General features: G+C 67.7%; 17 protein-coding genes and 1 tRNA gene. 5 read left to right on the top strand and 13 right to left on the bottom strand.

The features are described 5' to 3' along the window. Nucleotides 1-44: 44 nt before the first annotated feature. Nucleotides 45-962, bottom strand: a complete 918-nt coding sequence (locus tag GTW51_RS11750; RefSeq protein WP_163044112.1) for an SGNH hydrolase domain-containing protein — start codon at nucleotides 960-962, stop codon at nucleotides 45-47. 83 nt (nucleotides 963-1,045) lie between these two features. Further along, the gene (locus tag GTW51_RS11745) at nucleotides 1,046-1,774 is read right to left on the bottom strand and encodes an acyltransferase family protein (RefSeq protein ID WP_163044111.1); all 729 of its coding nucleotides are present in this window, start codon (nucleotides 1,772-1,774) and stop codon (nucleotides 1,046-1,048) included. Nucleotides 1,775-1,984: 210 nt separating this feature from the next. Here GTW51_RS11745 and GTW51_RS11740 point away from each other — a divergent pair, with 210 nt between their 5' ends. Continuing rightward, nucleotides 1,985-2,626 (top strand): thiamine diphosphokinase, encoded by a 642-nt coding sequence (locus GTW51_RS11740; RefSeq protein ID WP_163044110.1) that lies wholly within the window; start codon nucleotides 1,985-1,987, stop codon nucleotides 2,624-2,626. A 183-nt stretch (nucleotides 2,627-2,809) separates the two neighbouring features. Further along, nucleotides 2,810-2,886, top strand: a tRNA-Arg gene (locus GTW51_RS11735). 248 nt (nucleotides 2,887-3,134) lie between these two features. Here the strand turns inward: GTW51_RS11735 and GTW51_RS11730 are convergent. Next, the gene (locus GTW51_RS11730) at nucleotides 3,135-4,877 is read right to left on the bottom strand and encodes a DEAD/DEAH box helicase (protein ID WP_163044109.1); all 1,743 of its coding nucleotides are present in this window, start codon (nucleotides 4,875-4,877) and stop codon (nucleotides 3,135-3,137) included. A gap of 251 nt (nucleotides 4,878-5,128) precedes the next feature. On the opposite strand from GTW51_RS11730, the gene GTW51_RS11725 reads away from it, so the two are divergent. After that, nucleotides 5,129-5,812, top strand: a complete 684-nt coding sequence (locus tag GTW51_RS11725) for a hypothetical protein (protein WP_163044108.1) — start codon at nucleotides 5,129-5,131, stop codon at nucleotides 5,810-5,812. Nucleotides 5,813-5,896: 84 nt separating this feature from the next. Here the strand turns inward: GTW51_RS11725 and cnbZ are convergent, their stop codons facing one another. The 8 genes from cnbZ to GTW51_RS11685 form a co-directional block, all read right to left on the bottom strand. Then, the gene (gene cnbZ / locus GTW51_RS11720; protein WP_163044107.1) at nucleotides 5,897-6,652 is read right to left on the bottom strand and encodes a 2-amino-5-chloromuconate deaminase CnbZ; all 756 of its coding nucleotides are present in this window, start codon (nucleotides 6,650-6,652) and stop codon (nucleotides 5,897-5,899) included. A 78-nt stretch (nucleotides 6,653-6,730) separates the two neighbouring features. Beyond that, complete coding sequence (locus GTW51_RS11715) at nucleotides 6,731-7,723, bottom strand: ABC transporter ATP-binding protein (protein WP_163044106.1); 993 nt, start codon at nucleotides 7,721-7,723, stop codon at nucleotides 6,731-6,733. Next, complete coding sequence (locus GTW51_RS11710; protein ID WP_425483243.1) at nucleotides 7,716-9,161, bottom strand: amidase; 1,446 nt, start codon at nucleotides 9,159-9,161, stop codon at nucleotides 7,716-7,718. Before GTW51_RS11710 ends, GTW51_RS11715 begins: the two co-directional genes overlap by 8 nt. Continuing rightward, nucleotides 9,158-9,355, bottom strand: coding sequence for a hypothetical protein (locus GTW51_RS11705; RefSeq protein ID WP_163044105.1), 198 nt, complete (start codon nucleotides 9,353-9,355; stop codon nucleotides 9,158-9,160). Before GTW51_RS11705 ends, GTW51_RS11710 begins: the two co-directional genes overlap by 4 nt. Beyond that, nucleotides 9,352-10,407, bottom strand: coding sequence for an ABC transporter ATP-binding protein (locus tag GTW51_RS11700; RefSeq protein ID WP_163044104.1), 1,056 nt, complete (start codon nucleotides 10,405-10,407; stop codon nucleotides 9,352-9,354). Before GTW51_RS11700 ends, GTW51_RS11705 begins: the two co-directional genes overlap by 4 nt. A gap of 2 nt (nucleotides 10,408-10,409) precedes the next feature. Next, a complete protein-coding gene (locus GTW51_RS11695) occupies nucleotides 10,410-11,297 on the bottom strand; it encodes an ABC transporter permease (protein WP_163044103.1) in 888 nt (295 codons plus the stop codon). 4 nt (nucleotides 11,298-11,301) lie between these two features. Further along, nucleotides 11,302-12,246, bottom strand: coding sequence for an ABC transporter permease (locus GTW51_RS11690; RefSeq protein WP_163044102.1), 945 nt, complete (start codon nucleotides 12,244-12,246; stop codon nucleotides 11,302-11,304). 72 nt (nucleotides 12,247-12,318) lie between these two features. Continuing rightward, on the bottom strand, nucleotides 12,319-13,977 hold the full coding sequence (locus GTW51_RS11685) for an ABC transporter substrate-binding protein (RefSeq protein ID WP_163044101.1): 1,659 nt from the start codon (nucleotides 13,975-13,977) through the stop codon (nucleotides 12,319-12,321). 288 nt (nucleotides 13,978-14,265) lie between these two features. Here GTW51_RS11685 and GTW51_RS11680 point away from each other — a divergent pair, with 288 nt between their 5' ends. Further along, nucleotides 14,266-14,658: a nuclear transport factor 2-like protein gene (locus GTW51_RS11680; RefSeq protein ID WP_246233001.1), complete on the top strand. Its 393-nt coding sequence runs from the start codon at nucleotides 14,266-14,268 to the stop codon at nucleotides 14,656-14,658. Nucleotides 14,659-14,672: 14 nt separating this feature from the next. On the opposite strand, the gene GTW51_RS11675 is transcribed toward GTW51_RS11680, so the two are convergent. Beyond that, complete coding sequence (locus GTW51_RS11675; protein ID WP_163044099.1) at nucleotides 14,673-15,041, bottom strand: hypothetical protein; 369 nt, start codon at nucleotides 15,039-15,041, stop codon at nucleotides 14,673-14,675. A gap of 438 nt (nucleotides 15,042-15,479) precedes the next feature. Between GTW51_RS11675 and fdxA the strand changes: the two genes are divergently transcribed. Further along, entirely contained in the window at nucleotides 15,480-15,818 is a 339-nt protein-coding gene (gene fdxA / locus GTW51_RS11670; RefSeq protein WP_163044098.1) for a ferredoxin FdxA, read from the top strand. Between the two features lie 57 nt (nucleotides 15,819-15,875). On the opposite strand, the gene GTW51_RS11665 is transcribed toward fdxA, so the two are convergent. Further along, the gene (locus GTW51_RS11665; RefSeq protein WP_163044097.1) at nucleotides 15,876-16,256 is read right to left on the bottom strand and encodes an RNA-binding S4 domain-containing protein; all 381 of its coding nucleotides are present in this window, start codon (nucleotides 16,254-16,256) and stop codon (nucleotides 15,876-15,878) included. Nucleotides 16,257-16,258 lie beyond the last annotated feature (2 nt).

Raw genomic sequence — 16,258 nt, 5'->3', positions numbered from 1 at the left:
AACAGCGCCTCACGGTCTTGCCACGCTGATGGTCGCAGAAGCGACTAGTGGTTAGCCGCCTTTCGCGAAATGATGCCTGCCAGGTCGTTCTGCCGGCCAAGCCACGCGGATCCACCAATCGACAAATGGCCGGCATCACGGTAGACGCTGCCGCGCCCTGCGGACGCCCGGCAGGTATCATCGTCGCAGATCACATCCTCCAGGCGCACGACCGGAATGACTCCGGCCAGCTCAGCCAGCAGGGCTTTCGCGGACAGGTTGTTGGCAGCAGCCGTAGCCACAGTGAAGTCGCAGGCACGATCGTCCAGTCCCATGGCGCGGCGCCGCAGATAGCAGACACCGAGATTGGCGCCAGACGCCGGAGGCGGGCCGATGACGACCAAGTTCTTGCCCGCTTCAGCCAGCTGACCGGACAGTCCCACCAAACTTTTCATGATGGCGGCCCGGCCCGCCGCTTCGCCCCGGATGACCGACCCGTCGCGGCGATAGATCGTCCGGGCCGCCTGATCGAAGGGGGAACTGATGATCACCGTCGTCACGGCCTCGCTCGACAGGATCCACGATAACGCCGCATCGTTGAACGCCAGGCACGATTGCCAGGACGTGACGGACCCCATTACGGCCAACCCCGGTATCGGGCCGCACTGGCTCAAAGTTCGCTGGGCGAACGGCATTGGTGTCGGGCTTTCGACGATGGCTTGCGCCAGATGCATGGCGAAACTGTCGCCCCATAACGCTGTCGCCGGATTGGGCGTTGTCCGGCACGACGGCGCGATTTCCGGCTCGGTACTCCTGCACGACCTGTCCAACCCGTAATTCGGCGCCATGGTTTGCTCGAGAAGCGCGAGATCGGCAAAAGGCTCGCCTGCCGGGGTCGTTCGCCAATAGACGCCGTTCCCCGAAGTCAGCAGGGCACCCATCGCAGCCACGCCGGCGATCGAGGCGGCCGACAATGCCAGCATCCGCCCCGGCCCGCGGAGCGGCCCACCACGATGGCGGAAGGGGCGCTCGACAAACGCCCAGCTCGCGACGCCAGCCAGGAAGATCAGGACGAAGAGTCCCGCCAGAAGTGCGCCGTCAGGCGATTCAGCAAGACGGCAAGGCCCACGGCGCCTGCGGCACCGGAACGCATCTCGCCAAAGCGATGGACAAAAAAGGCGGCCAGGGACCCCAGGAGCAACTCGAACGCGCGGCTGGGCGCCAGGAAGAAAGCTGCGGCCGGCGCATTCCGCCCGCCCCATTCCGCGACGGCCACGCTTGCAACGGCGCCCAAGACCAGCAGGGGCACCACCCACCGCCTCGATCGGCTCCACATCAGCATGAGGATCAGCGGGAATAAAATGTAGAACTGCTCTTCGACCGACAGACTCCAGGTGTGGAGCAAGGGGTTGAGTTCAGCATCGGGCGAGAAATAGTTTGTTTGTCGCCAGTACAGGACGTTGGACAGGAACACGGCGGTGGCGGCCAGACTCCGACCGAACCGAACGAGTTCGCTCGGGAGCATCCACATCCATGCGAAGGGCAGGCAGACGAGCATCATGACCGTGAGCGCCGGGAGAATCCGGCGGGCGCGTCGCTCATAGAAGCGCGCGAGGGAGAAGCGTCCCGTCTCGAGTTCCGCCATGATGATCGCGGTGATCAGAAACCCGCTGATGACGAAAAATACGTCGACGCCGAGAAAGCCTCCGTCGAAGCCCGAGATCCCGGCATGGAACAAGATGACCGGAACGACCGCGACGGCTCGCAGCCCGTCGATTTCGGGGCGATATTTCATTGAGGATACTTCAAGAAGGCCAGGTTCCCGACTGAGTATCAATTCAGCCGTGTCTTAGCCACCGTATTCAACCTGGAGTCGCTACGGGTACAGCGCCGCGCTGGTGCCGCATATGAAGGTCGGCCATGGTTCGGCCTGAGATCAGCGGAACCTGACGATACTCCAGAAAACGGATTCCGGCACCAGGCGCCATGCTGTAGGGCTCTGCGGATGTCGTGCTTTGCCATCCTCCTCGCCGGGCGGGTCGATGCGACCCCGGCGCTCCGCGCCGCCCTTTCCGGCTCCCGCATCATCGCCGCCGATGACGGGCTGCGCCATGCCGCCTCGCTCGGCGTGACGCCGGAGCTATGGGTCGGCGATTTCGATTCCAGCCCGCCCACACCGCCCGCCGGCTTCGCCGACCTGCCGCGCGAGACGTTTCCCGCCGACAAGGACCGCACCGACGGCGAACTTGCCATCGACGCGGCGCTCGCCCGCGGCGCGACCAGCCTCATCCTCGTCGGCGCCCTTGGCGGCCCGCGCAGCGACCATGCCTTCGCGCATCTGGTGCTGGCGCTCCGGCTGGCCGCCGCCGGCCTCGCGGTCGAGTGCTTCGACGGGATCGAGCACGCCTGGCCGCTGTCGCCAACGCCGCGCCGCTTCGACCTCGCCCTTGGCACGCAGTTCTCGATCCTCAAATTCTCCGACCTCGCCGGCCTGACCATCGCCGGGGCGAAATGGCCGCTGGCGGACGTCGCGGTGCCGTTCCACTCGATCCTCACCCAGTCCAACGAGGCGGCGGGACCGATCACAGTCACCGTTCGCGAGGGCGCGGCGATTCTCCTCGCCCAGGTCGACCCGGCGGTGCGCTGAGCCGCAGCGCGGAAGGCCGGCGACCGGCGTAGAGTTCCGGAGCCAGCAGCGGGCGTTGGCCGTCCCGCGCCCCAGATCAACCGGCCCGCCGGCCTGGCCGACCGACGCGCTACGCTTTCCCCGACGTCCAATCCCGACAAGGCTTGGCGGCGGCGGCCGCTTTCGCTTATGGTGCGCCCGCGTGGTCCCGTAGCTCAGCAGGATAGAGCATCAGATTCCTAATCTGAGGGTCACTGGTTCAAATCCAGTCGGGATCACCAATTTGAATGCGGCGCAGAGAAAGCCGCATCCCCGATGTTCCGATCATCCGGCCCGGCACCGACAGGGCTGCTCCGGCCGGCCAGCGCGGTTCTCCCTGCTCGCTCGTCGGCAGACCAGGCAGCCAAGCGAACCACGTGCTCGGCCAGACGACCATCGGAGGCATCGACCACGCGGGCTCTACAGCGCCTCACGGCTCCGAGCACTGCCGGTGCGCCGGATCAGCCGCGCCTCTTCGAGCCGAATTCCCTCAGGCGCGGGGCTTCTTCGGCCGCGGGCGGCGCGGCTTGTCGCGGGAAGGCCCGCCCGTGCCGTGAACCGGCTTGCCCTTGAAGGGCCGGCGCTCGCCGTCCTGGCCGGCCGCACCGGCGGAGCCGTCGGCATAGGAAATGGTGATGTCGTCGCCCTCGCTGTGCGCGGCGGCCTCGGCGAAGCGCTTGGCGACGCTCTCAGTGATCTCGAACTTGGTCTCGCGATCGAAGATCTTGATCGCGCCAATCTCCTGGCGGGTGATCTTGCCGCGCCGGCACAGCAGCGGCAGCAGCCATTTCGGATCGGCGTTGTTGCGCCGGCCGACATCCATGCGGAACCAGACCGAGGGGCCCGAGCGCTCGTGCTTGGCGGGGCCGCGCTCGTCGCGGTCGCGACCGCCGGGCTTGCCGCCCTTCGGGTCGGGACCGAAGCTCGGCTCGAACACGTCCTCCGGCGAGGGCAGGCTGGCGCGCCACTTCCGCACCAGGGCGGCGGCGAGAACCTCCGGCGAATGGGCGGCGATCAGCCTTGCGGCGGTCGCCGTATCCTCTTCGCTGGCTTCCTCGGTGAAGATCGGGTCCGCGAGCAGCCGCGCCTCGTCGGCGGCGCGGATTTCCTCGGCCGAGGGAGCGGCGCCCCAGGTGGCATTGATGCGGGCCTGGACGAGCAGGGCTTCGGCCTTGCGGCGGCGCGAGATCGGCACGAGCAGCACCGAAACGCCCTTGCGGCCCGCCCGGCCGGTACGGCCCGAGCGGTGCTGCAGCGTCTCGGCGTCGCTCGGCAGGTCGGCATGGATGACGAGGCCGAGGCTCGGCAGGTCGAGGCCGCGCGCCGCGACGTCGGTGGCGACGCATACGCGCGCCCGACCGTCCCGCAGCGCCTGGATCGCCTGGTTGCGCTCGGCCTGGCCAAGCTCGCCCGACAGCGTCACGGCGGCAAAGCCCCGTTCGATCAGCGCCGACGAAAGATGACGGACGGTCTCGCGGGTGTTGCAGAAGACGATCGCGCTCGGCGCCTCGGCCTGGCGCAGGATGTTGGTGACGGCGTGCTCGACCTCGTTCGGCGCGATGCGGATGGCGCGGTATTCGATGTCGGCATGGCCCGCCTGGCCGCGCGCCACCTCGATGCGCAGGGCGCCCTGCTGGTAGCGCTTGGTCATCTGAATGATGGTCTTCGGCAGCGTCGCCGAGAACAGCAGCGTGCGGCGCGAGGCGGGCGTCGCCTCGAGCAGGAATTCCAGATCCTCGCGGAAGCCGAGATTGAGCATCTCGTCAGCCTCGTCGATGACGAGGGCCTTCAAATTGCCGATCTGCAACGCGCCGCGGGTCAGGTGATCGCGCAGCCGGCCCGGCGTGCCGACGACGATGTGGACGCCCTGTCCGAGCTGGCGGCGCTCGGCGCGCGGGTCCATGCCGCCGACCAAGGTCACCAGCTTGGCGCCGGTATTGGCGTAGAGCCACGTGAGTTCGTTGGTGACCTGGATGGCGAGTTCGCGCGTCGGGGCGACGATCAGCGCCATCGGCTCGCCCGCCTCGGGCAGCGTCCCGGCGTCGCCGAGCAGGTCGGGCGCCAGCGCGAGGCCGTAGGCGACGGTCTTGCCGGAGCCGGTCTGGGCCGAGACCAGCAGATCCCGTCCGGCGGCCTCCGGCTTCAGGACGGCGGACTGGACCTCGGTGAGATCGGTGTAGCCACGGCTGGCAAGGGCGGCGGCGAGCGGAGCGCTCGTCGTGGGAAGCGGCATGGAAATGTCCTAGACGGGCGGGACCGGGCGAATGCGCGCGACGGTTCCCTGAAATGCGGGCGACATGTCGCCTTGACTGTTGCCCGCTGCATATCAAGCTTTTGCCGGGAAGCCAATCATGGCGACGCACGCGAAACACCGGCGACAGGCTTTGTGCGCCCCGCTCGCGCCGGCCGGCGGTTCTGGCAGCGGGTTGAGTGAAACCGGCCGCTCGCTTAGCGTGCTGCGCTACTCGCATCAAAAGGCGTCGGATGTCATTGCGTTACGTTGCCGGGGTCAGCTTGCCGAGAAGCGGCCACCATCTTATCGCGCGCCTGCTCGGCAGGTATTTCGGGACGGATTTTCTGTATTGCAGTTTCTACGACAACCCCGACTGCTGCCGGACGTTTCCCTGTTCCAGGCCCGAGGTGAACTACTCGAAAAGTCACGACTTCGACGATGAAGCAAGGCTCGACGTCGGCGTCCCCTTGCTCGTGCAGTATCGAGACGTCGTGCCCGCGACGATTTCCGATTTCGAGCTATACCTTCGCAGCGGCAAAGAGGACACGAAGGCGGTCTTCGAGCAGTTCGCCATGACCAAGGCGCGCATGTGGGGCGAGTTCGTTGCCAAGTGGGTGGACGGCGACGCCGCCGGGGAGCGGCTTATCATCGCCTATGAAGACCTCACCGGCGATCCGGACAACGCCTTGCGAAGCGCCATCACGTTCTGTGGCGGCGATGTCGATGAGGACCGTCTTTGCAGCTTCGCCGCCTCGGAACGGCGCAATATCGTCACGAAGTCTGGCGCGCATTGGGTGGAGGGCGCCGGGGTCGCCAATCACCGAAGGATCGAAGAATTCCGCTTCTACGACGATGAGCTTTTCCAGCGGATGAGAGAGCGGGCGGCGCAGGTGAGAGCGTCCCGAGTCAGCAAAGCTGGCCCGATCGATCCGTGAGGGGCGTAGAGGCCGATCGACCGCGTCTGCGGCCGCGATAATCGCCAGTTCCCGTCAGGATCGCCGTCACCCGCTTCCCTCCACCTAGCCCGGGATGACGAACTCGGCTTCCACCCGCCGGCAGTCCATCTCGAAATCGAGCCCGATGACGGGCGGCCGGTTGTAGTGCCAGGTGAGCCCGTTGCGGGCCGCGCCGGTCGGGCCGATCAGGTCGGCATAGACGGCGCCGAGGTCGTGCACCGTGTAGACCTGCACCGCTGTGGTGTCGGCCCAGCCGGCGTCGAACAGGGAAAGCCGCCGCTCCATCTCGGCCAGCACGAAGCGCGCCTTGTCGCGGAGGCCCTCGGTGCTGGTATCGCCGTGGCGGACGATCCGGTCGGCATAGGCGCTCTCGCCGAGCTCCGCGACCTCGCAGGAGCCGGCGACGACGAAGGACGGCGCTGCCGCGTCATCCGGCACCGTGTAGCTGAAGGCATGGAAGGACGGCGTCGCGGGCGGGTCGATCGCCGGGCAGACATGCGAGCGGGCAACCGGGTTGGCGTCGCCCTCCATCACGCCCCATTCGCGCAGCGTGCCGGCATAGACGCGGTTGAAGGCGAGGAAGGTTTCCTCTGTGAAGGGCGCCGGGGAACGCAGCTCGCAGGCGCAGAAGGCGGTCAGCGGCCGGTCCACAGCCGCCAGATGCGCCGCGATCTTCTCGAAGCCCTCAGCGACCGGCACCGGCTGCGAAAACCGCAGGCGCTGCATCTTGTAGCCCGGCCGCGCCACGACGCCGGCGGAGAACTGCATGACCAGCGGGATGTAGGCGTAGCCGCCCTCCCGCATCTCGACGAGGCTCATCGGCTCACTCCCGTATTGGCCAGCCCTCGTGGGGCGGCTTTTTTGAACATGATTGATCGGTCGCGGCGGCCCGCCGATTCAGGCCGGCACCGCGTGCTCGCCGGCCGGGATGATGCAGCGCGCCATCCGGCGGGGCCCGAGCTCCGCGATTGGCGGCGGCGCGGCGACGCAGCGATCGATGGCAAAGTCGCAGCGCGGCGCGAAGGAGCAGGCGACCGGCGCGACGTCGAGCGGCGGCGGCGCGCCCTGGATGGTCTGCAACGGCTCGCCGCCCGGATTGCCGTGTACCGTCGAGGCGAGCAGGCCCTGCGCGTAAGGATGGCGCGGGTCGCGCACGACCTCGCGCAGCGCGCCGTTCTCGACCACTTCGCCGGCATACATCACCGCGATCCGGTCGCAGATCTCGACCGCGACGCCGATGTCGTGGGTGACGAAGATCACCGACATGCCGAATTCCTGCTGCAGCTCGCGTAGCAGCAGGAGGATCTGGATCTGCACCGTCGCATCGAGGGCCGTCGTCGGCTCGTCGGCGAGCAGCACCTTCGGACGGCAGGCAAGCGCCAGCGCGATCATCGCGCGCTGGCGCATGCCGCCGGACATTTCGTGCGGATAGGAATCGAGCCGGCTCTTCGCCGAGGGAATGCGCACCCGCTCCAGCATCCCCAGCGCCCGGGCCCGGGCCTCGCTGTTGGAAACACCCTCGTGGCGCACTACCGACTCGGCGATCTGCGCGCCGATCGTGTAGACCGGGTCGAGCGCCAGCATCGGCTCCTGGAAGATCATCGACACGGTCCGGCCGCGAAACGCCGACAACTGCTTGTCGTTCATCGCGACGACGTCCTCTCCGGCGACTCGGATCTTGCCGGAGATCGTCGTCCGGCGCTTCGGCAACAGCCGCATCAGCGCCTTCAGCGTGACGCTCTTGCCCGAGCCGCTCTCGCCGAGCAGGCCCAGCACCTCGCCCTCGCGCACCGCGAAGCTGACGTCGTTGACGGCATGCACCGTCCGGTTGCCGGAGAAGCGGACCTTGAGGTTCTCGACCTCGATGGCGTTGACCGACGCGTCACTCATCGGGTGCTCCCGGCAGCGACGGTATCTGGCGATGGAAGTCGCTGGCCCGCTGGAACCCGGCGCCGAGGCGCAGGACCACGTCTTCGGAGAAGGGCCGGCCGACGATCTGCAGGCCGACCGGCAGGCCGGCTTGCGTGAAGCCGGACGGGACCGACAGCGCCGGCAGGCCGAGATAGTTAATCGGGCGCATGAAGCGGGTGATCTGCTGGATTACCGCCTCGGCGCCCGACGCGCCGCCGACATCGCTTTCTTCCAGCGTCGGCGAGGCCTTGGCGCTGACCGGCGCGAGGAACGCGTCGATGCTCGCCACCGCTTCCAGATGCTGGGCCAGCGCGATGCCGCGATAGCGCAGCGATTCCAGATAGGTGACCGCGGGAATGGCGAAGCCGTTCTCCAGCCGCGCCCGCACCTGGTCGCCGTAGTCCTGCGGCCGCTCCCGCAGCCACTGGCGATGGAATGCCGCGCCCTCGGCGGCGAGCAGGACCTGCGACGCGGCCGACAGCACCGCCTGGTCCGGCAGGTCGATCGCGACGATCTCCACGCCTTCCTGCCGGAACAGGTCCAGCGCCGCCTGGTAGACCGCTTCCGTCTCCGGATCGAGATCCTCGGTATAGAAGCGCGAGGGCACGCCGAGCCGCATGCCGCGGACATCCTGGTCGCAGGCAGCGGCATAGTCGGGCACGGCCACGTCCGACGCCGTCGGGTCGCGCGGATCGGCGCCGGCCATCAGCCCGAGGATCAGGCCGCAATCCCGGGCCGACTTGGCGAGCGGGCCGACCGTGTCCAGCGACTGCGACAGCGGCATCGCGCCGAACCGGCTGACCCGGCCGACGGTGGTCTTCAGCCCGGTGACGCCGCAGAAATTCGCCGGCATGCGCACCGAGCCGCCGGTGTCGGAGCCGAGCGCCGCCGGCGTCAGCCGCGCAGCGACCGCTGCGCCCGAACCGGAGGAGGAGCCGCCGGTGACATGGGCCGGCTGCCACGGATTGCGGGCGTCGCCGAAATGCACGTTGTGGCCGGTCGGCCCGTAGGCGAACTCGGCCATGTTCAGCGTGCCGAGCCGGACCGCGCCGGTCTCGGTCAGCCGCAGGAGCGCAGTCGAATCCTCGTCGGCCACCCAGTCGCGGCGGATCTTCGAGCCGCAGGTCGAGATCTTGCCCTTGGCGTAGAACATGTCCTTGTGCGCGAAGGGCACGCCGTCGAGGAGCCCTTTCGCCGCGCCGTCGGACAGGCGCGCATCCGCCTCGCGCGCGGCGGTCAGCGCCTCGTCCGGCTCGATGGCGATGAAGGCGTTGATCACCGGCTGCCATGCCGCGATCCGGTCAAGGCAGGCCTGCGTCAGTTCGACCGACGAGACCTTCTTCGCGGCGAGGGCCTCGATCATGCCGGCGAGGTCGAGCAGCGCCGGGTCGGCGACGGTCGGGGTCATGGCGGTCATGACGGCACCGCGCGCTGGGCGACGACGAAACCCGACGGCTCGGCGGCGAACGGCAGGGTCCCCTCGGTCGGCGCAAAGCCCGCCAGTGCCGGTCCAATCGCCAGCGCGATGCGCTCGGCGCTGCTCGGCTGCAGTTCCTGCCCGGCCAGGGCGGCCATCGCCGCCACGGTGTCGCCTGTCAGTTTCTCGCTCATGCGGCCATTGCCTCTTTTGGTGCCTTGGAATGTCCCGAGCCCGGTATCGCCATGTGACAGGCGGCCTGGTGCGCCGGGCCGACCGCGTAAAGGGCCGGGGTGGTGGCCGAGCAGACGGCCTCCGCAAACGGGCAGCGCGTGTGGAAGCGGCAGCCGGACGGCGGGTTGATCGGATTGGGCGGATCGCCGGCGATCGGCGCCTCTGTGGTGCGGCGATCCGGGTCGAGCGTCGGCATCGCCGCGAAAAGCGCCGTCGTGTAGGGGTGGCGCGGGCTGTTCCACAGTTCCTCGACGGGGCCGATCTCGACCACCTCGCCCAGATACATCACCAGCACCCGGTCGGAGATGTAGCGCACGACGTTGAGATCGTGGCTGATGAACAGATAGGTCAGCCCGAACTCGCGCTTCAGATCGTTGAGGAGGTTGAGCACCTGCGCCTCGACGGACTTGTCGAGCGCCGAGACCGCCTCGTCGAGGATGACCAGGCGCGGCGACAGGGCCAGCGCCCTGGCGATGTTGACGCGCTGGCGCTGCCCGCCGGAGAGCTCGTGCGGATAGCGATTGGCGAAGCGGTTGGCGTCGAGCCCGACCTTGACGAGGAGATCGCGGGCGAGCAGCCGCGCGGCGCCGTCGTCGACGCCGTGGACCTTTGGCCCGAAGGCGATGGAGTCCTCGATGGTCAGGCGCGGGTTGAGCGAGGCGTAGCTGTCCTGGAAGACCATCTGCATCCGCCGGCGCAGTTCGCGCAGCGACAGGTCGGGGCCGACCTTGTTGCCGTCATAGATCATCTCGCCGGCGTCGAGCGGCATCAGGTGCATCAGCAGCCGCGCCGTCGTCGACTTGCCGCAGCCGGATTCGCCGACCACGCCGAGGGTCTCGCCCTTGGCGATGTCGAAGGACACCCCGTCGACCGCCCGCACCACGCGCTTCTTGCCGAACAGCGATTCCCGCCCGCCGGAGAAATGCTTCGTGAGGTTGCGGATGCTGAGCAGCGGTTGGCGGGCGCCGCCGACGTCGTCCGTCGCGGCGAGCGTATTGATCTTCCGGCGCATCGTCAGCTCCTGATGTCCATCGCCGAGCGCAGCCCGTCGCTCAGCATGTTGAAGCAGATGGAGACGGCGAAGATCATCACCCCCGGCAGCGCGGCGTTCAGCGGCTGGGCGTAGATCGCCGTGCGCAGCGTGTTGAGCATCAGGCCCCATTCGGCTTCCGGCGGCCGCGTGCCGAGGCCGAGGAACGAGAGGCCCGCGGCGAGGATCATCGACACCGAGACGAGGCTGGTGGCGTAGATGAAGATCGGTCCGAGCACGTTGCCGAGGACGTGAACCCGCATGATCGTCAGCGCGTTCGCCCCCGAGGCGCGCGCCGCATCGATGAAGTCGAGGCTGCGCACGCTGGTCGTCACGCTTTCCGCCACCCGCGCGATCGGCGGGATGAAGACGATGGTCAGCGAGACGATCGAGTTGAGGATGCCGGCGCCGAGCGCGCCGGAGATGGCGATGGCCAGCAGCACCGAGGGAAAGGCGTAGAACACGTCGATCGTGCGCATGATCGCCGAATTGGTCAGGCCGCCGGCATAGCCGGCGATGACGCCGAGCACCGTGCCGATGACGAAGGCGTTGAACACCGGCAGGAGGCCGATCAGCAGCGACAGCCGGCCGCCATAGATGAGCCGCGAGAGCATGTCCCGGCCGAGCTCGTCGGTGCCGAGAATGTGGCCCTCGGTGCCGATCGGCTTGAGCCGGCGGATCATCGAGCCCTGATAGGGGTCGTCGAGGCCGAGCCACGGCGCGAACAGCGCGGCCAGCAGGATCAGCGCCAGCACCGCGGCGCAGGTCATCGAAAGCTTGTCGCGGACGAGGCTCGCCCCGACGGTGCGCCAGTAGCCGCGCGGCTTCTCGACCTCGGTCAGCGGGGTGAAGGCTTCGGTGGCGACCGCCATCGGCTCAGCTCCGCTGGATGCGCGGATCAATGGCGGCCTGCGCCACATCGACCACGAGATTGAGGAACACGAAGAACAGCGCCAGGACGAGGATGGTGCCCTGCAGCAGCGGCAGGTCGCGCTGGAAGATCGCCGAGTTGAGCAGGAAGCCGGTGCCCGGCCAGGAGAACACCGTCTCGATCAGGATCGAACCGCCGAGGAGGTAGCCGAGCTGCAGGCCCATCACGGCGATCGCCGTCGGGGCCGCGTTGCGGATGACGTGGCCGAACACCCGTCCCTCGCCCAGCCCCTTGGCGCGCAGCGCCTCGACGAAGTCCTGGCTGAGAATGTCGCCGACGAGGGCGCGCACCGTGCGGGTGACGATGCCCATCGGAATCACCGCCATGGTGAGGGCCGGGAGCACGAGAAACTTGATCGCGTCCCAGGTGAAGGTGAAATCGCCGTTCCACGCGCCCACCGCCGGCAGCCAGCGCAGCTGCACGGAAAAGATGATGACCAGCACCATGCCGAGCCAGTAATGCGGCACCGAGACGCCGGCGATGGCGATGCCGGTGGCGAGCTTGTCGACGAAGGTGTCGCGGAAATAGCCGGCAAGGAGGCCGAGCACCACGCCGGCGACGAAGCCGACGAACGCCGCGACGCCGGCAAGCAGCAGCGTGTTGCCGACCGCCCGCATGACTTCCGTCAGCACCGGCCGTCCGGAGGCGATGGAGGTGCCGAGATCGCCCTGCAGGGCCTTCATGATCCAGATGCCGAACTGCACCGGCAAGGGTCGGTCGAAGCCGTAGGCCGTGCGCAGCTGTGCGGCGAGCTCGACCGAGGCATCGGGGGGAAGGATGGAGACCAGAGGGTCGCCCGGCGCGATGTGCACGAGCAGGAAACAGACGAGGGCGACGAAGAAGACGATCGGCACGACGTAGAGGACGCGCTTCAGGACATAGGCAAGCAAGGGCCGGCCTCCATGGGAGCAATGCGGTCGAAAAGGCAGGGCCGGCCGCTATGGCCGGCCCTGCCCGGGATCCTATTCCTCGATGGTGATCGGCGAGAAATCGACGAACCAGCTCTTCGGCTGGACGAAGCCCTGGATCTTCGGGCTGAGCGCCCGCGGACCGACATCGTGGGCCACCCAGAGGAAGGCCGCCTCGTCCACCGACGCCTCATGCAGCTCGGCCAGAGCCGCGTCCCGCGCCTCGGCGTCGAAGGTGGTGCGCGCCTTGGCGACCAGCTCGTCGAATTTCGGCTCGTTGATGTGGCCCCAGTTGTTGGAAACCGGCGGCGCCATCTTGGAGTCGAGGAAGCGCACCATGGCGAAGAACGGGTCCATCGCCGCGTAGGTGACGTTGGTGGCGTGCGCGCCGTTGGCCGTCGGATCCATCGCGCCGCGCCGCCAGTTGGTGAAGAGCGTGTTCCACTCCACCACGTCGAGCTGGACGTCGAAATAGCACTCGGCCAGCGCCTGCTGCATGTACTCGTTCATCGGCAGCGGCTGCATCTGGCCGGAGCCCGATGCCGAGGTCTGCGTCTTCACCGTCAGCCGGTTGCTGTCGGAAAAGCCGCTCTCCTCCATCAGGCGCCGCGCCTCCTCGGGATCGTACTTGATCTCGAAGGTCGGGTTGCCGCGCCAGGGATGGCCTTCCTCGACGGTGCCCGTCGCCGGGACCATCAGCCCGCCCAGCAGACCGTCGCGCAGGCCCTCGCGGTCGATGCACAGATTGGCCGCCTTGCGGACGTTGATGTCGTTCCAGGGCGAGCCCTCGACGCGCGAGAACTGCCACGGCCAGACATGCGGCTGCTCGTTGGCCTCGATGACGAAGCCGCGTCCCTCGATCTCGGGGATGGCATCGGGCGACGGCGCCTCGGCCCAGTCGATCTGGCCGGACAGGAGCGCCGCGGTCCGCGCATTGGCTTCCGGCATGGGGAAGAGCACCATCCGGTCGACGCCGGGGACGCGCGCTTCGTCCCAGTATTCCTCGTTCTTCACGAGTTCCAGCCGCTCGCGCGGGACGAAATTGTCCAGCTTCCACGGCCCGGTGCCGGAGGGGTCGGCGGCGAAGCGCTCCCATGCGGCAGCCGACCGCTCTGCCTCGGGCACGTCGGTCAGCCCGTCATAGATCGCCTGCCAGTGGGTCGGGCTCGCCATGAACAGGTTCGACAGATTGATCGGCAGGAAGGAGTCCGGCTCCGACGTGGTCAACTCGACGGTCATGTCGTCGACAACGCGCGCCGAGCGCAGCGTCGGCATGCGTGAAGCGGTCACGCCGACCTGGCTCGCGTCGAACTGCAGGGCGTCTTCCTTCAGCACCTTCTCGACGTTCCAGACCACGGCAGCGGCGTCGAACGTGGAACCGTCATGGAAGGTGACGCCGTCGCGCAGCGTGAAGGTCCATTTGGTGGTGTCTGCCTCGTCGACGGCCCACTCGGTGGCGAGGGCCGGAATGATGACGGAGGCGTCCTCTTCCGACGACAGGTCCCACATGGTCAGACCGTCGTACATCGTGAGGCCGGTGAAGCGGTTGCCTTCGAAGCCCTGGTCCGGCTGGCCCAGCGTGCGCGGGATGTCGGCCGCGGTCATGCCGATGCGCAGCACCGTCTCCGACTGCGCAAGCGCCGGCAGCGGGGCCGACAGAAGGAGAACTGCAAGGGCGGTACCGCCCAGGAAGGTGGAGCTGGTTTTCGGCATGCGTGATTTCCTCTCGTCAGGCTTCGACGAGACAGGCAATGCAATGACCGTGCCATACCCGCACCGCAGGGCGCCCACCGTCCCGGCGCGGCGGCTGGAACGCGTCGGCAGAGCGTATCGGCAGCAAGTTGCCTATTTGCTGCGCATGCGCAGGACGTAGACAGAGTGGTAGATTTGGTTCATCCGGACGGCTCGCGCGCGTTTGCGCGTGGTGACGAAATGATGATTGTTTCGGCGCTGCCGCCGCGTTGCGGCCGAGCGAACAAGGGGCGGATGATGGCGGACGCAATGCGTGATCTGGAAGCGGTGAAGGCCTATCTCGCGGCGTCGATGGCGCCCGATCCGGTGCGAGCGGCGAGTTTCGTCGCGCCCGGCTTCGTCGCCCGCTTCACCGGCGGACGCGTCTTCGACAGCCCGAGCGGCCCGACCTCGTTCAATGCGGCGCGCTATCGCTGGGTGAAGAAGCGCATCGAGCGCTACGACGTCGTCCCCGGCGGTCCCGAAGGTACGATCGTCTACAGTCTCGGCTATCTCTACGGCGAATGGCCGGACGGCACGCCCTTCGACCACAACCGCTATGTCGACCGCTTCGTGGTCAAGGACGGGCTGATCATCGAGACGGACGTGTGGAACGACAGCGCGGAATGGATCCTCGATCCGTCCTGCGCGCGCACGGCCTGACCAGCGGAACGTTGTCAGCCGTTCCAGAACCCGAACAGCGCGGCGACGAACGCCGCCTTGAACGCCAACAGTTCGAGTGCCCAGTCATAGGCGTAGATCAGGTTGAGGCCGGGCGTCAGCGCCCATAGCAGTTCGCCGAGGCCGACCAGCGAGATGCTGTTCTGGATGGCGAACCACTTGGCGATGGCGACAACATAGCCCTGGGCGAGCAGCCACGCAGGCGCCAGCGTGGCAAAGGCGCGAAGCCCCCGGCCGAGGCGCCCGGTTCGCCGGGGCGACGAAAAGATTTCGATCGCCAGCGCCCATAGGACGATCAGCGATATCCACGACGAAATCAGCGCCGTGACGATCTGCAAGACCAGGCTGAGATCGGAAAATTGCAACCGGACGTCCCCCTGACGATCCTGTTCAGTCTGCACGGCGACGCGGGCGATTCTTGGCCGGCGCAATTATTCACCGAGCGTTTGCTAACACGGTTCGGTGAACGTCATTCCCGCCTCGGGGAAGAACGACGAAGACCGCGACTTTGTCTCGCGCAAAGGCGGATTTCACCGTCGCCGTCGTGACGCACCTGTGTGTCGCCAAGACGGCAGCCCGGCTCGGCAACCGCCATGAGGCGGATGGCATGCCGCGACCAGCGTCCTGCGCCGGGGAATTCCTTTCGCCGCCAACGGCCTTGCGCGACATGCTTTGCCCTTGTCAGCCTATCTGCGAGCGTCTACCTCCGGGCGAACGTGCGGGTACCGGCCTTTTTCGCCGATGCTGCCGGCACGGCTAACGACCGGCCCGGTGCTTTCCCGGGCCATGCCGAGGGACCGTCGATGACCTATGTCGTGACCGACAACTGCATCCGCTGCAAATACATGGATTGCGTGGAGGTGTGCCCGGTCGACTGCTTTTACGAAGGCGACAATATGCTCGTCATCCATCCGGACGAGTGCATCGACTGCGGCGTCTGCGAGCCGGAATGCCCGGCCGAGGCGATCAAGCCGGACACCGAGCCGGGCCTCGACAAATGGCTGAAGATCAACACCGAATATGCCGAGAAGTGGCCGAACATCACGATCAAGCGTGAGGGCCCGGCCGACGGCAAGGAACATGACGGCGAAGAGGGCAAGTTCGAGAAGTACTTCTCGCCGGATCCCGGCCAGGGCGACTGACGTCGAGGGCCTGTCGCCACTCGCGACGCCTAACAGCCGCGTGCGACTTCCCGCGTCTCAGCCGTCGCCGCGCAGCCGGTCGAGCTGTCGGCGCTCTCGCTTGGTCGGCGGACGGTCGGAGGGCTGGTAGCCGGTCTCCGGCTCCGCCGGCACGTCCTCCGGCTTGGGCGCTGGTGGGGTAATGTCCTCGAACAGGCCGGCCGCCTCGCTCGCAGGTCCGCGCCGGACGCCCGGATCGCGAATGGTGAGGATGCGGATGCCGCTCTTCAGGCTGAGCGTCAGCGTGTCGCCCGGCCGCACGACCCGCGCCGCACTATTGATCTTGTCGCGATTGACCCGCACCGCGCCCGACTGAACCAGCTTCTGGGCGAGGCTGCGGGACTTCGCCACGCGGGCGAAGAACAGCCATTTGTCGACGCGCTGCCCGGATTCAGCCATCG

The organism is Aurantimonas aggregata (assembly GCF_010500835.1).
Taxonomy (GTDB): domain Bacteria; phylum Pseudomonadota; class Alphaproteobacteria; order Rhizobiales; family Rhizobiaceae; genus Aurantimonas; species Aurantimonas aggregata.
Note: the sequence above shows the minus strand (reverse complement) of the source record. Positions and strands in the feature narration are given on the sequence as shown.